This is a genomic window from Peptoniphilus sp. oral taxon 836 str. F0141, from assembly GCF_000179335.1.
Taxonomy (GTDB): domain Bacteria; phylum Bacillota; class Clostridia; order Tissierellales; family Peptoniphilaceae; genus Peptoniphilus_A; species Peptoniphilus_A lacrimalis.
The window spans coordinates 1-16042 of the sequence record NZ_AEAA01000017.1; the positions used below are offsets into that span (position 1 = coordinate 1).

At 29.4% G+C, this 16042-nt stretch carries 12 protein-coding genes and 1 pseudogene; 11 read left to right on the plus strand and 2 right to left on the minus strand.

The genetic code is table 11. The features are described 5' to 3' along the window. Positions 1-71: 71 nt before the first annotated feature. The 3 genes and pseudogenes from HMPREF9131_RS00435 (at position 72) to HMPREF9131_RS00445 (ending at position 3381) form a co-directional block, all read left to right on the plus strand. Positions 72-449, plus strand: a complete 378-nt coding sequence (locus HMPREF9131_RS00435; RefSeq protein ID WP_009344779.1) for a CYTH domain-containing protein — start codon at positions 72-74, stop codon at positions 447-449. 262 nt (positions 450-711) lie between these two features. Continuing rightward, positions 712-3080: pseudogene (ppsA, locus tag HMPREF9131_RS00440) on the plus strand (phosphoenolpyruvate synthase). A 70-nt stretch (positions 3081-3150) separates the two neighbouring features. After that, positions 3151-3381, plus strand: coding sequence for a hypothetical protein (locus HMPREF9131_RS00445; protein ID WP_009344757.1), 231 nt, complete (start codon positions 3151-3153; stop codon positions 3379-3381). Between the two features lie 182 nt (positions 3382-3563). On the opposite strand, the gene HMPREF9131_RS00450 is transcribed toward HMPREF9131_RS00445, so the two are convergent. Together HMPREF9131_RS00450 and HMPREF9131_RS00455 are read right to left on the minus strand one after the other, a co-directional pair. Beyond that, positions 3564-3845: a cupin domain-containing protein gene (locus HMPREF9131_RS00450; protein WP_009344756.1), complete on the minus strand. Its 282-nt coding sequence runs from the start codon at positions 3843-3845 to the stop codon at positions 3564-3566. Positions 3846-3855: 10 nt separating this feature from the next. Continuing rightward, a complete protein-coding gene (locus tag HMPREF9131_RS00455) occupies positions 3856-4617 on the minus strand; it encodes a bifunctional precorrin-2 dehydrogenase/sirohydrochlorin ferrochelatase (protein ID WP_009344773.1) in 762 nt (253 codons plus the stop codon). A gap of 148 nt (positions 4618-4765) precedes the next feature. On the opposite strand from HMPREF9131_RS00455, the gene HMPREF9131_RS00460 reads away from it, so the two are divergent. The 8 genes from HMPREF9131_RS00460 to gatB all read left to right on the plus strand — a co-directional run bounded on the left by HMPREF9131_RS00460 (position 4766) and on the right by gatB (position 15996). After that, the gene (locus tag HMPREF9131_RS00460) at positions 4766-6769 is read left to right on the plus strand and encodes an S-layer homology domain-containing protein (protein ID WP_009344771.1); all 2004 of its coding nucleotides are present in this window, start codon (positions 4766-4768) and stop codon (positions 6767-6769) included. 199 nt (positions 6770-6968) lie between these two features. Beyond that, positions 6969-7997 carry an S-layer homology domain-containing protein gene (locus HMPREF9131_RS00465; protein WP_009344764.1) on the plus strand — a complete coding sequence of 343 codons (1029 nt, stop codon included), beginning with the start codon at positions 6969-6971 and terminating at the stop codon, positions 7995-7997. Positions 7998-8006: 9 nt separating this feature from the next. Continuing rightward, positions 8007-8693 carry a ThiF family adenylyltransferase gene (locus HMPREF9131_RS00470; RefSeq protein WP_009344763.1) on the plus strand — a complete coding sequence of 229 codons (687 nt, stop codon included), beginning with the start codon at positions 8007-8009 and terminating at the stop codon, positions 8691-8693. Beyond that, positions 8693-10855 carry an ATP-dependent helicase gene (locus tag HMPREF9131_RS00475; RefSeq protein ID WP_009344755.1) on the plus strand — a complete coding sequence of 721 codons (2163 nt, stop codon included), beginning with the start codon at positions 8693-8695 and terminating at the stop codon, positions 10853-10855. The genes HMPREF9131_RS00470 and HMPREF9131_RS00475 overlap by 1 nt, the downstream gene beginning before the upstream one ends. Beyond that, a complete protein-coding gene (ligA, locus tag HMPREF9131_RS00480) occupies positions 10855-12849 on the plus strand; it encodes an NAD-dependent DNA ligase LigA (RefSeq protein ID WP_009344781.1) in 1995 nt (664 codons plus the stop codon). Before HMPREF9131_RS00475 ends, ligA begins: the two co-directional genes overlap by 1 nt. Next, on the plus strand, positions 12842-13123 hold the full coding sequence (gene gatC / locus HMPREF9131_RS00485; RefSeq protein WP_004825351.1) for an Asp-tRNA(Asn)/Glu-tRNA(Gln) amidotransferase subunit GatC: 282 nt from the start codon (positions 12842-12844) through the stop codon (positions 13121-13123). The genes ligA and gatC overlap by 8 nt, the downstream gene beginning before the upstream one ends. A 6-nt stretch (positions 13124-13129) precedes the next feature. After that, positions 13130-14572, plus strand: coding sequence for an Asp-tRNA(Asn)/Glu-tRNA(Gln) amidotransferase subunit GatA (gene gatA / locus HMPREF9131_RS00490; RefSeq protein ID WP_009344767.1), 1443 nt, complete (start codon positions 13130-13132; stop codon positions 14570-14572). After that, on the plus strand, positions 14569-15996 hold the full coding sequence (gene gatB, locus HMPREF9131_RS00495) for an Asp-tRNA(Asn)/Glu-tRNA(Gln) amidotransferase subunit GatB (protein ID WP_009344776.1): 1428 nt from the start codon (positions 14569-14571) through the stop codon (positions 15994-15996). The genes gatA and gatB overlap by 4 nt, the downstream gene beginning before the upstream one ends. The last annotated feature ends 46 nt before the right edge of the window (positions 15997-16042 follow it).

The following is a 16042-nucleotide window of genomic DNA, read 5'->3' on the forward strand; positions in this document are numbered from 1 at the left end:
GAATTAGACAATGTTTCTTATAAATTCATAGCAAGTGATTTTTTAGATTTTAAGCTAGAAAGGATTAGGTCATGGAAAGAGAAATAGAATTAAAAATTTTAAATTTAGATTTAAAAGAATTAGAAAATAAATTGATTGAGCTTGGCGCACAATATTTAGGAGAAGAACACCAAGAAAATATTAGAATAAATTCTACAGGTCATAAGATTTATAAAAAAGTAGGATATTTGAGGATTAGAGTTAGCCAAAAAGATGGAAAAAAAATAAATTACCTAACCTTTAAAGAAAATCTTTCAGATATAAACGTAAGAGATAATATTGAGCATACCATAACTTTTGATGATGTTGAGGAACTTAAAAATATCTTTAAATTATTAGGTTATGATAAATTCTACTACGGGAAAAATATAGGAGAAAATATAAGTATAAAGATTTTAAAATTGATTTAGACACTTGGGATAAAGAAACTTATCCATACCCTTATGCAGAAATAGAAGGTCCTAGCGAAAAAGAAATTTATGAATTTGCAGATTTATTAAATATTCCTAAGGAAGATATTTCAACTTTATCCATAGCAGAACTCATAAAAAATTTAAAGAAATAATTTTGCCCTATTTATTAGGGCTTATTTTTTTAAAAATTTTTTAAAAAATAGTATAACATAATTAATCTTTGTGCTATAATATTAATAGTAATAAAAGGAGGATTTAAATGTCTAAGTATAATTATATTAAATGGTTTGACGAAATTTCTAAGGAAAATGTAGGAATTGTTGGAGGAAAGGGAGCAAATTTAGGAGAACTTACTAAATCAAAATTACCAGTTCCACCAGGATTTTGTGTTACAGCCCAAGCTTACTTAAAATTTATTGATTATGCAGGTCTTGACGAAGTTGTAAGACTTTTGATGGAATCTCTTGACGTTGAAGATACTGATAAATTAACTTATGTATCAAAAGAAATACAAAAGAAAATAAAAGAAGGAGAATTTTATCCAGAATTAAAAAAGAAATTATTTCTGCATATGAAGAATTCTCAAAAAAATTAAATGTTAAGGATCCTGAAGTTGCAGTTAGATCTTCAGCAACAGCAGAAGATTTACCAGATGCATCTTTTGCAGGTCAACAAGATACTTACCTTCACATTTCAGGTGAGGAAGAGTTATTGAAACATATCAGAGATTGCTTTGCATCTTTATGGACTTCAAGAGCAATCTATTATAGGGAAAAACAAAATTATAACCATTTCAATGTTGCATTAAGTGTTGTTGTTCAAAAAATGGTTAATTCAGAAAAATCAGGTGTTATGTTCACAGCAAACCCAGTTACAAGTGATACAAATCAAATGATGATTAATGCAAGCTACGGTTTAGGTGAAGCTGTAGTTTCAGGAACTGTTACTCCTGATGAATATGTTATAGACAAAAAATCCGGAAAAATTTTAGAAAAAAATATTGCAGCAAAAGAATCTATGGTAGTTAAAAAATCTCATGGAGTAGGAACTGAAGTTGTTAAAGTTTCAGACTATTTAGGAAAAGATGCTGTAAATAAAGAATGTTTAAACGAAAAAGAATTAGAAAAACTTGTAGAAATGGGCAAGAAAGTAGAAGCTCATTACGGTTCAGTTCAAGATACAGAATGGGGATTTGATAAAGATACAAAAGAATTTTATTTCTTACAATCAAGACCTATAACAACTTTAAAAGAAAATAATGAAAATAGAGAGGAAAATGAAGAAATGGAAGAAGAAAAATTAGTAACTTTAGTTAAAGGACTTGCAGCAAGCCCAGGAATCGGACGTGGAAAAGTTAAACTAATTAAAGACGTTTCAGAAATTAACCTTGTAGAAGATGGAGATATATTAGTTACAGGTATGACAAATCCTGATATGGTTCCAGCAATGAGAAAAGCAGCTGGTGTTGTAACTGATGAAGGTGGAAGAACTTGTCACGCAGCAATAGTTTCGAGAGAACTTCAAATTCCATGTATAGTAGGCTCAAAAGAAGCAACAAAAGTTTTGAAAAATGGAGATACAGTTACTGTAGATGCTACTAGAGGAATTGTATATCAAGGAAATGTTCTTAAAGAATCAAAGAAAGAAGAAAATGCCGGTAAGAATGGTGCAAGCATTGGTAACATTGACGAATTAAGAAACATATTTGCTCCTGTTACTGCAACAAAAATTTATATGAATCTTGGAGAACCGAGTTTAATTGATAGATATAAAGATTTACCACTAGATGGTATAGGTCTTATGAGAACTGAATTTATTTTTACAAATGCAATAGGAGCTCACCCAATGTATCTTGCAAAGACAGGACAAGGGGACTTTATGATAGAAAAACTTGCAGAAGGAATTGCAAAAGTAGCTCAAGCCCTTTATCCAAAAAATGTAGTCGTTAGAATGAGTGACTTCAGAACTAATGAATTTAGAGGTCTAAAAGGTGGAGACGAAGTAGAACCAATTGAACAAAATCCTATGATCGGTTGGAGAGGAGTATCAAGATATATTTCTCCTGATTATGAAGAAGGTTTCAGACTAGAATGTAGAGCTATGAAAAAAGTTCGTGAAGAATATGGACTAACAAATGTAATCGCAATGCTACCTTTTGTTAGAACACCTGAAGAACTTGTAGTTGTAAAAGATATTATGGCTGATGAAGGCTTAAAACAATCTAAAAACTTCAAGATTTGGATTATGGCAGAAGTTCCATCAGTAGTAATGCAAGCAAGAGAATTTGCAAGATTAGTTGACGGATTCTCAATCGGTTCAAATGACTTAACTCAATTAACCATGGGAGCAGATAGAGATAGTGGAGTTTTAAATAATATGGGTTATTTTGATGAAAGAAACGAAGCAGTAAAAAGAGCCCTTAAAATTTTAATTGAAGCTGCAAATGCAGAAGGAATAACTTGCTCAATATGTGGACAAGGACCTAGCCAATATCCTGAACTTTGTGAATTTTTAGTAGAATGCGGAATAACATCAATATCTGTAAATCCTGATACAGTTGAATATACAAGAAGACTTGTAGCTAGTGTTGAACAAAAAATAATACTTAAGAAATTAAGAAATCTTTAAAAAACAAGACCGCAGTTACAATTTGTAACTGTGGTTTTTTTATGTTAAAATTTAAAAGGTTGGTGATTTAATGAATAAAAAAGAAGAAAGGCAAATGATAATTGTCTGGGCAATAATAACAATTATTGTTGATGTATCATTTTTATTAGGGCTTATTTATTATTATAATAGATGGAAGGCACATCAAAGTGGCTTTGTTTCTGTTGGTGTTCTTCTGATTTGCTTATTTATTTTTAATAAAAGAGTAGTAAAGGATTACATACTAAAAATGATAAAAGATAAAAAAAACAATAGAGGCTAATTGAATTAGTTACTATAGAAAACTGATTTAGAGAGTCTTTGAGAGGTAAGAGGAAAGGCTATGAGTTTAAATGCTCATAGCCTTTTATAGTATTATTTTAAAAATCGGCATCAAGATCAAATCTTCATGCCGATTAAATATTAAGGAAGTAAATCCCGAATTAGGAGCCTATAATTGAGTCTTTATTTTTTTATAAGTGTTACAAATATTTGGCTGTTTTCTAAAGCTAAAGCTTGGATATAATTTTCACCATCAAATTTTAAAATTTTTCCTGGTTCTAAGATGTGCTCTTCATCATCACCAAGAATTACTTTCATTTTTCCTTCTACTACTGTAAATATAACTGAATAATCGGGGTGGTTATGTTTATCAATTTTTTCACCGGCACTTAGTATTTTTTTAAAAACTTCAAATTTTTCTTCTGAGAAAACTTTTCCTTCTATATTACTTGTGCTTCCAAGCATAAAATCACCTCTAATTATTTTCTTTATCTTCGCTTAATTCTTTAAATTCTTTTATATTTTCTTCTATGGCTTCTTCTTTATTGATATCTTCTTTAGTTAGTTTTATATCGGTATTTGTCTTTATAGCATTTAAAATTTCATCTATTGATTTTTTATCATCTATTTTGAAATCTTTAATATTCTTATATAAAGTATCTAAAGTTTTATCGTCTTCCTTGTAAAGCCCTTCGATTATGTCATCAATATCTTTTGTGTTTTTTCTTATGAGTTCACTTCTAATTGAATTTAGAATATTTAGCTTGTCTAAAGAATAAGTATCTAATAATTTTTCAATTTCACTATAAACTTTATCTGTAACGACTGGATTTAGTTTTGAATTAGAAACTCCTACACTAATTGAACCATGTTCCAAAACTTTGGAAAGGACAATGGTTGAAGAGGAAAGTATATCACATCTTTGATAAATCATCTTTCTATCTATGGCACGTTTTTCCATCGCTTGATTGATTTGGAAATTTTCTGTTGCTATGATTACATAGTCATAACCCATAAATACAAAATTTTCTGTTAATTCTTCTTCCTTGAGTTTGAAACGACCTTCTTCATAATTATCTGCAAGTTTTTTAATGTCATCATTAATTATATCGGCTATAACATATATTGTAGCTTCTGTTTTTGCTAGGGTTTTTATAGCTGAATAAGCCATATATCCTCCACCTAGTACAAGAATATTTTTATCTCTTGTATCTAAGCTAACGGGTAAATAACGCATAGAATCACTCCTTTTTTAAATTATATCAAAAATTATATAAATTAACATCTTTATTTATTTAATATTATAATACGCTTGTTATAAAAATGTAATACAAATAATTATATTGACGTGTTATAATTGTTATAAGTCATTAAAGGAGGTAATTATGACAAATATTAAATTAAAGAAGGCATTAGCTGTGGGATTAAGTGCCGTTACTTTATTAAGCACTAGCGTTTATGCTAAATCTTTTAGTGATGTTAAAAAGGTTGGTAGTTATTCCTGGGCATATGATGCCATAGATGTATTGAGTAATAATGATGTTATTTCTGGTTATCCTGATGGAACTTTTAAACCAGAAACACCGGTATCACTTCCTGAAGTTTTACAACTTCTTATTCAAGTTGTAAATCCTAGTGAAGATGAAATTAAGGAAGCTGATAAGAAATTTGGTAAGTTTGTAGATGAAAATAGCAAAGTATCATGGGCTAAGAAGGCTCTAACACTTTCTCTTTATAAAGATATTATTTCAGAAGCAGAATTTAAAGATGCTGCTAGCAAGGGATTTTTTGATAATTCTAATAAATATCCAAACAGGGCTGATATTGCGGCATTTTTCGCAAGAGGATTAAAACTTTCTTCTAAGGGCGATGAATCTTATTTGAAACACAAAGATAAGAATAAAATATCTGATAATGTGAGAGGGTATTTGGCTTCTTTAGTAAAGGAAGGAATATTTTCTTCAACTGGATCTGATGGATATTTTGATGGAAATAGGGCTATAAAAAGAGCAGAAGCTGCTATTATTACACAAAAGGGTTTTGAATTTGTAAAGAGAAATCCTCTTACTGTAAAAACTGAATCAATGACTGGTAAAGTAATTCTTGCTTCTAAACTTAACAATGTAAATGTCTTGATTATCGAAAAAGATTCATCAAAATATTCTTTTGAATTAAATCAAGCGACATCTTATAAAATTCAAGGAAAAGCTGCAAAGTTTGAAGATCTACAAAGTGGTCAAACTGTAAAAGTTGAATATGAAAAAACTAATGATAATGATAAATTAGGTCTTGCTAAGGTTATTGATATAACTTCAAGTTCATCAAACATGGTTGGTTATGTAAATTCTAAGGGAAATAAACAATTAACTATTAGATATAGAGATAATTCTTCAAGTATTGATTTTAGAACTACTGGCAAAATTTCTACTGCCGACACAAAGATTTTTGACTTAGCAAGTGATGTTAAAATTACTGCCTATGGAAATAAGATTGATTTTGATAAGATTGCTGTTGATGATTTAGTAGAATTTAAGACTGATTCTAATAATAAGATTACAGAAATTAATGTATTTCCTAAAAATGCTGATGTCAGAGGTAAGGTTACTGAAATAAAATCAAGTAAAACAGATGGATATATAAAATTAAAGTTAAATGATAATAAAGATTATACCTTCTATTTAACAAGTTCAAGTTCAAATAGCTTGTTGGATATAAGAAAAGATGATAGTGTTACTATAAATGTCAATTATAAAGTTGCCATTGATTTATCATCAAATGTAGGAAATATCTCAGGGACAATAAGTTATTTTGATTCAGGAACTTATTTTAACAGAGGTTATTTAAAAATTAAAGATTCCAGCGGTAATGAAAAATCTTATGATTTAGCTGATAATTTTAAATTTGAAAATAATAGTGGCAGTGCAACTAATCCTCAAATGAGGGATTATGATTACAGAGGTTTAAGTGTAAGTTTAGTTCTTGATTCCTCTGGAAGGGTAACAAAAATTATTAGAACTGACAAAAATAATCAATTTAGTGCAAGGGCACAAGTAATTTCCTTTAATTCTTCAGCAAATCCTTTTAACTATAGTCAATATGATGTAAAAGTTAGGGTAATTAATTCAGATAATAGAAATGTAATATTAGGTCAAACCTATGACATTAGAGGTATAATTGATAGAAGTTTATCAAGAAATGATATTTTAGATATATCTGGCTATATAAATTCTAATGGACAACCAATTATAGAATATACTTCATTCAATACACATTATAGTGGTGAAGCAAGAGTAGATGATACCTATAGAAATAAGTATGATTTCTCAAGATATAACAACGGCTATGGTTATGGTTATGGAAACTATGATTATTCAACTTACTATAGATAAAGTCGATATATTTTGACTAAATTTTTTAATAATAGCTAAACATGACTTGGATTTTCAGGTCATGTTTTTTATTGTATATTTTCTATATTAAAACTATAGATAAAATAAATTATATAAAACTAAAGCTAAAAAATTATATACAAAGCTTAGTATTTTTTATAATTTGACCATATGTTATAATACTTTTTGGAGTGATAGTATGAAAATAAAAAAATCTGTAGCCTTAGCTGCTATTTTAATGTTAAGTCCTTTAAATTCTTTTGCAAAAGATTTTAAAGATGTTAGTAAGGTTGGAAAAGTATCTTGGGCATATGAGTATATATATAAATTAAGCGAAGAAAATATTTTTAGTGGCTTTCCTGATGGGACATTTAAACCCAATAAGGCTGTTTCTTTTTTGGAAACCTTACAAATCTTAAAAAGTATAAATAATCCTAGCAATGAAGATATTAGAAATTATAGGGAAAAATATAAGAATATTTTAAATGAATATAAGATTGTTGACTGGGCTAGGGATTGTGTTAGTTACTGCCTAGATAAGGGAGTTATAACAGAACTATCTTTAAAATCTGCATATAAGAAAGGTTTACTTAATGGGGAAAAATATCCATCAAGAAATACAGTTGCCTTGCTTTTTGCCAGAAGCCTATCTGTAAGCTCTGTTAAGAAGAAAAATAATTTAACATATAAAGACAAGGATAAGATTCCCTCAAATGTTAAAGAAGTTTTGCCAGCTTTGATTGAAACAGGAATTTTTTCTAAGGATGGGTCTGATGGTTATTTTAACGGTTCAAAATTTATAAGAAGGTCTGAAATGGCAGTAATAACTTATAAGTCTAGAGAGTATTTAAAGAAAAATAATATTAAACCCTTAGAAAATAATGAAAAAGCAAAAGAAAGAGATAATAATATTGAAAATCAAAATGTAAATTCTGACAATAACATTAATAATAATGTATTTTCTGATGAAAGTTTAAAACAAGAGGAAGATAAATTTAAAGAAGTTATAAAGGAAAGAGTTAAATTTAAGGGTAAAGTTACAAAAATTGTTGATGGCGGAACAGTTAAGTATTTAACCCTTGACATTATAGAAATAGATAGTAATGATTTTATCCTTCCAAAATCTATAGTTGTTGACAGTGAGATTACTCATCAAATTGGTGACATACTTGAGGGAACGTGTAGGATAGAAGGACAAAATTTAATAGATATAAGTTTAAAGAATTAAGGTGTCAAAATGGGATTTTTTGACAGAAGTAGGTTAATTTTATCTGATGAAGAATTAGAGAAAATTAATAATTCATCAGTTTTGGTTTTTGGCTTAGGCGGGGTAGGATGTGCTGCTTGCGAAAGTCTTGTGAGGGCTGGAATCGGTAAGATTGGCATATGTGATAAGGATATATATGAGGAGTCTAATCTAAATAGACAACTTTATGCTACAAAAGAAAGCCTTGGTAAAAATAAAGTTGATGTAACTTATGATAGGATAAAATCAATTAGGGATATTGAGATTGTAAAATATCCCTTTGATTTTAATAAAGAAAATGAAGATAAAATAAATTTTTCTGACTATTCCTATATTATTGATGCAATAGATACTATCGCATCAAAAATTTTGATAATAGAAAAAGCTAGAAAAGAAAATATAAAGGTAATATCAGCAATGGGTACAGGCAATAAGTATGATCCAACCAAGTTTAAAGTTTCATACATAGAAGAAACCAAAATTGATCCTATTGCAAGAATTATGAGAAGAGAACTTAAAGATAGAAATATTAAAAAAGTGCCTGTTGTTTACTCTGAGGAAATTCCTCAAAAAACTCAAAATAGGACTCCAGGTTCTATATCATTTGTTCCACCAGTGTGTGGTTTTATATTAACGTCTTATGTCATAAGGGATATAATTAATAGAGGTGAAAAGTAATGGATATTGACAGTTTAAATGACAAGCAAAAAGAAGCTTTATTATACAATGAAGGGCCTCTATTGATTCTTGCTGGAGCTGGCAGCGGAAAAACAAAAGTTGTTACAAGTAAGATTGCTTATTTAATTGAAAATGAGGTTCCTTCATGGAGAATTTTAGCCATCACCTTTACAAATAAGGCAGCAAGAGAGATGCGAGAAAGAGTAGCAATGCTTATTGATGAAGATGTTTCTCCAATGTGGATTGGAACTTTTCATGCTATATGTGTAAGAATATTAAGAAAAAATATAGAAAATCTCGGTTATGGTTCAAATTATAATATTTATGACAGAGCCGATCAAAATACTATTATAAAAGAAAGCTACAAAGAATTAAACATAAATAAGGAAATATATAATTCAAGGACAATTTTATCAAAAATTTCTTCTTGGAAAAATGAAGAATTGACTCCTTCTGAAGTCTTAGATGGGAATAAAGAAGATATATTTAATTTTAATGCAGGAAAGATTTATGAGTTTTATCAAAATAAGCTCAAAGAAAATAATGCCTTGGATTTTGATGACTTGCTTATAAAAACAGTAGAACTTCTCAGAGAATTTCCAGATGTTAGAGAATTTTATCAAAACAAATTTAAATATATTTTTGTAGATGAGTATCAAGATACAAATTCAATTCAATATAAATTAATTAAGCTTTTTTGTGGGAAGGCTCCTAATCTAACAGTAGTTGGTGACAATGACCAATCTATTTACAAGTGGAGAGGGGCAGATATTTCTAATATATTAAATTTTCAAAAAGATTTTCCTGGAGCAAAAATTATTAAGTTGGAACAAAACTACAGGTCAACACAAAATATTTTAGATGTTGCAAATTCTGTAATAAAAAATAATCCACAGGAGCTAAGTAAAAGTCTTTGGACAAAAAGACAAGGTGGAGAAAAAGTTTATTATAAAGAATTTTCTGTTTCAAATGAGGAAGAATTTGCAGTTACAAATAAAATTCTTGGTCTAAATTATAAGGGATATTCTTTTGAAGATATGGCAATTTTATATAGGACAAATGCCCAGTCAAGAGGTTTTGAAGAATCCTTGTCAAGGGAAGGAATCAATTATAAAATTGTTGGTGGATTAAGGTTTTATGATAGAGCAGAAGTCAAGGATATTATGGCATATCTTAAAGTTATTAATAATCCCCTTGATGAAATTGCTCTTTTAAGAATTATTAATAAACCAAAAAGAGGTATAGGCGACTCTTCTATTGAAAAAATAAGAGATTATGCTATTAACAATAACTTGTCTATGTTTGAAGTCATAAAAAATATTGAAAATTATGAAGATTTAAACGTAAGGGCAAAGAAAAATATAAAATCTTTTGCAAATCTGATAAATCTATTGATAGAAAGAAAAGATTCACTAAATGTTGGCGAGCTTGCTGAGCTTGTTGTAGATGAAAGTCAGTATGTAGAGGATTTAAAAAATCAAAACACCCTTGAAGCAAGGACTAAAATTTCTAATATTGATGAACTTATTTCAAATATTATGTCCTATGATAAGGAAACAAGCCTAAGTGATTATCTTTCAAACATGAGCCTTTTAACTGATGTTGATAAAACAAGCGATGCCAAGGGAGTTAATCTTATGACAGTTCACGCTGCTAAGGGTTTGGAATTTAAAATAGTTTTTTTGGTTGGCATGGAAGAAGGACTTTTCCCTATTATTAGACAAGATGAGGATGAAGACATAGAAGAAGAGAGAAGACTTTGCTATGTTGCTATTACAAGAGCTGAAGATTTATTGTTTATATCATCTTCAAAAACTAGATATCTTTATGGGAAGATGACTCCTAAAATAAAATCCAGATTCATAAATGAAATGCAAGACACCATAGAAATCGTTGAAGAAAAAAATCAAAGGCTCATTGATGTTATAGACTACAGTGGGAAAATAGATGAAAGAATTACAACATATAAAAAAGTTCAAACACCTAAGAAAAGCATAAAGAGTGTAAATGTAGGTGATAAAGTCAAACATAAAATTTTCGGTCAAGGTATGATAGTTCAGAAAAAAGAAAAAAATGGAGATATAGAAGTTGTAGTTTCATTTGAAAATAAGGGATTAAAAAAATTACTTTTATCAGTAGCTCCTATAGAGGTGATAGATTGATGCAAGCATCTGAAAAAATGCAAAAACTCGTTAAAGAACTTAATAGATATGGATATTATTATTACACCTTAGATAAATCTCTTATTGATGATAAAGTTTATGACAGAATTTATGATGAACTTGTGAACTTGGAAAAAGAGGAGAATATAGTTTTAGCAGATTCTCCCACAACAAGGGTTGGTGGACAAATATTAAAAAGCTTTCAAAAACATAAGCACTTAAATCCCCTATACTCTATGAATAAGGCACAAAGTTTTGATGAACTTAGGGACTGGATTGAAAAAAATAAAAATTTCATAGAAAATTATAATGAAAGTCATGAAGATAAGCTTAGTGAAATGGAGCTTATTTTGGAGCTTAAATTTGATGGTTTAACAATTAATTTAACCTATGAAGACGGATATTTAAAAATGGCAACCACCAGAGGTAATGGTTTGATAGGAGAGGTTATAACTAGCCAAGTAAAAACTATAAATTCAATACCTCTTTCCATAGATTATAAAGGACTTGTGGAAATTCAAGGAGAAGGTCTTATGCCTTTAAAATCTCTGGAAGAATATAATAAAAAAGCCAGTGAAAAGTTAAAAAATGCAAGAAATGCTGCGGCTGGTGCTTTGAGAAATTTAGATCCCAAAGAAACCAAGGCTAGAAATTTAACTGCATATTTTTATAATGTAAATTATATAGAAGGTAAAAATTTTAAAGACGATGTAGAAATGAAAGCATTTTTAAAGAGTCAGGGATTTTTAGTTTCTAAATACAATTACAAGGTAAAATCTTTCAAAGATGTTCAAGAAAAGATAAATTATATAGCTGACATCAGGAAGGATTTACCCATACAAATTGATGGAGTTACTATAAAAATTAATGATTTTAAGACAAGGGAGATTTTATCTTTCACACAAAAATTTCCCAGATGGTCTATAGCTTATAAGTTTGAGGCTGAAATTGCAGAGTCCAAGTTGCTTGAAGTTGTTTGGAATGTGGGAAGGTCATCAAAAGTAACACCATCTGCTATAATAGAACCTGTAGAGATTGATGGAGTTACAATAAAAAGAGCAACATTAAATAATTTTGATGATATAAACAGAAAAAAATTAAGGCTTAATTCTAATATTTTAATAAGAAGGTCAAATGATGTTATTCCTGAAATTTTAGGGGTTTTACCAAGTGATGAAAAAACTTTTGCTATTAAAAGGCCAGAAGTTTGTCCAGCTTGTGGTGCTCATTTATTTCAAGATGGTGTTCACATCTTTTGTCCAAATACTTTATCTTGTAGACCACAGTTGGTATCAAGACTTGTTCATTTTGCATCAAGAGATGCTATGAACATTAACGGTTTTAGTGAAAAAACTATAGAGAAATTTATGGACGAATTAGGCTTAAAAGAAATTCCAGATATTTATAATTTAAAATATGATGATATAATAAAGCTTGAGGGTTTTAAAGAAAAGAAGACTAAGAATTTGTTAGAAGCTATAGAAAATTCAAAAAATCCTTTTCTTTCAAACTTTATTTATGCCATAGGTATAGCTAATGTGGGAATTAAAACTGCAAGGGATTTGGCTAAGCATTATAAAAATTTCATGGCATTTTCCAAGGCAAGTTTTGATGATTTGATAGAAGTTGGAGATATAGGTCCTATAACTGCAAAAGAAATTATTAATTTCTTTGAAGATGACCATATAAAAGACGGTCTACAAAAACTATTTTCCTATGGAATTGACGTAGTTTATGAAGAAAATTTAAATAAAGATTTAAAATTTGAAGGTAAAACTGTTGTTATAACAGGAAGCCTATCTCGTAAGAGAAAAGAATTAGAAGAAGAACTTATTAACAACGGAGCCAAGGTTAGCTCAAGCGTTTCAAAAAATACGGACTTTTTAATTGTAGGTGAAAATCCTGGTTCTAAATATGATAAAGCTAGGGAATTATCTGTAGAAATTTTAAATGAAGAAGAATTGAATAAAATTCTTGGAGGTGGACATGACTAGAGATGAAATAAAGCATATTGCTGATATTGCACAAATTGCTTTTACTGAAGAAGAATTAAAAGGCTTTGAAAAAAATTTTAAAGAAAACATGGAATTGGTAGAAAAAATTAAGAATATTGATACCGAAGGTTTGGATGAAGTTTTTCAAGTTAATGGCACAGAAAATAATTTGAGAAATGATGAAATTAAGAAGTCAATGTCAAAGGAAGAGGCAACTGCAAATACAGCCTCAGAAAAATACGGCTATTTTAAGTTGTTAAAGTTTGTGGAGTGATTTTATATGAGAATTGTTGATTTAACAGTTAAGGATTTAGCAAACGGCTATAGAAATAGAGATTTTAGCGTTGTAGAAGTAACAAAAGAATATTTTAAAGAAATAAAAGAAAAAGATTCCAAAATCAATGCTTATATCAGCCTTAACGAAGAAGAAGCCTTAAAACAAGCAAAAGAAATAGACGAAAAATTTAAAAATAGGGATGAATTGACATCTTTGGCTGGGATTCCAATTTCAATTAAAGATAATATCGCAGTTAAGGGTTTAAGGATGACTTGTGCTTCAAAAATGCTTGAAAATTATGTTAGCCCTTATGATGCAGAAGTTGTAAAAAAAATAAAGGAAAATAATGGAATTATTTTAGGTAAGGTAAATCTTGATGAGTTTGCTATGGGTGCCAGCACAAAAACTTCTTATTTTGGAGTTACAAAAAATCCTTTGGATACTTCTTTAGTATCAGGAGGTTCTTCAGGTGGATCTGCTGCTTCTGTTGCTGGAAAAATGGCAGCTATTTCTCTTGGTACTGATACAGGGGGAAGTGTTAGAGAACCTTCATCTTTTTGTGGATTAGTCGGAATGAAACCAACTTATGGTACAATTTCAAGATATGGAGTTTCTTCAATGGCAAATACCTTTGACCAAGTTGGTGTTATTGGCAAAAATGTCAGCGATACAGCTATGCTTTTACAAATGTTAGAAGGAAGAGATGAAAAAGATGCGACATCTGTTGGAAATCCATCTCTTAAAGAAGAATTTTCTTACGAAAATGTAATTGATAATTTAAAGGGATTAAAGGTTGCTATACCATCTATATACATGGATATGGATTTAGATAAAGATGTAAAGGCTGAATTTGACAAAGCCATTGATATTTTACTTAAAAATGGTGCAATAGTTGAAGAATATCCTATTGAATCTTTAAAATATGTGATAGAAACATATCATATTTTAGTTAATGGAGAAATCGCATCAAATATGGCAAGGTTTGATTCAGTAATCTATGGTCATAGGACTGATGATTTTTCAAATATTGAAGAAATGTATAGGAAATCAAGAGCAGAGGGATTCGGAGAGGAAGTTAAAAGGAGAATTATGATCGGAACTCATATTTTATCTTTGGATTTAGCTGACGAATTTTATTATAAGGCTCTAAGAGTTCGTGGACTTATAAAAAGAGATATGGAAAAAATGTTTAAAGATTATGATATTATGATCTGTCCAACATATCCCATCCATCCTTTTAAAATTGACAACAATATGTCACCTGTTGAGATTTATCAAGGAGATTTATTTACAATTCCTGCAAATATGGTAGGTTCTCCTTCAATTTCTATACCTATGCCAAAAAATGAAAAGGGGCTTTCAGTAGGTATAGAATTTACAGCAAAAAGATTTAAAGATAGAGAATTATTGAATGCAGCTTTTGGATTTGAAAGGAGTTTATTATGAGTTATGAAACAATAGTAGGTTTAGAAATACACGTTGAATTATCTACTAAAACTAAGGCATTTTGTAGCTGTGAAAATTCCTTCGGCGGGGAACCCAACACAAGAGTATGCCCCGTATGTTTAGCACTTCCTGGAGCAATGCCTGTTTTAAATAGAAATGTTTTAAATTATGCTGTAATGGCGGCAAATGCTTTGAATTGTAAGATTAATAATAAATCTAAATTTGATAGAAAAAATTATTTTTATCCGGATCTAACAAAGGGATTTCAAATTACACAAAATGACAAACCCATATGTGAAAATGGATACCTTGAAATTGAAGTTGGGGATCAAAAGAAAAAAATAGGAATCTTTAGAATACAAATGGAAGAAGATACTGGTAAGAGTTTGCACACAGAAGAGGGAGAAACTTTAATGGACTATAACAGGTGTGGAGTTCCTCTTATTGAAATTGTAACAAAGCCAGATATGTCTTCAGGACAAGAAGCTAGAGCATTTCTAGAAAAATTAAAAAATACTCTAACATTTTTAGGAATTTCTGATTGCAAGATGGAAGAAGGTTCCTTGAGATGTGATGTTAATGTCAATATAAAGGATAAAGAAAGCGGTAAAAAAACTGCTGTTACAGAAGTAAAAAACATCAACTCTTTTAGAGGTGTTGAAAAGGCAATAGATTTTGAAGTTCAAAGACATAAAAAAATTCTTGAAGAAAATATTGACGAGATCAGAACAACAAGGCGTTGGGATGATGCAAAAAATGAAACAATATTGATGAGGGTAAAATATACAGTTTCTGATTATAGGTTTGCTCCCGAAGGAGATTTGCCACCAGTTGTTATAAGTGATGATGATATAAAAGAAATTTTATCCCGTATGCCGGAACTTCCTGATGCTAAAAAGGAAAGATTTAAAAAAGAATATAATCTCAATGAATATGATTCAAATATCTTAACATCATCAAAAGAATTATCTGAATTTTTTGAAAAAATCGCCAAAGAATTTGATGATTATAATATGCTTTCAAACTGGACTTTGACTGAAATTTTAAGAAGAATTGATATTGAAAATAACGAAAAATTTGAATTGCCTTTTGAAGACAAGGAATTTATTGAACTGTTGAAGGCTATAAAATCAAATAAAATTAATAATAATGCAGGTAAAAAAGTTTTAAGAGAGATGTTTGAAACTGGTAAGAAGTGCAACGAAATTATTGAAGATTTAGGTTTGGTTCAAATTTCTGATTCAAGTCAAATTGAAAAAATTGTTGATAAGGTCTTATCCTCAAACCCTCAATCCATAGAAGATTTTAAGAATGGAAAGAATAGAGCTTTAGGATTTTTGGTAGGTCAAGTCATGAAAGAATCACATGGAAAAGCCAATCCTCAGATTGTAAATAAACTTTTAAACGAAAAATTAAATAAATAAATTTTTAAGCTGCTTAAGGCAGCTTTTTTCTTGTGAAAAATCAGAA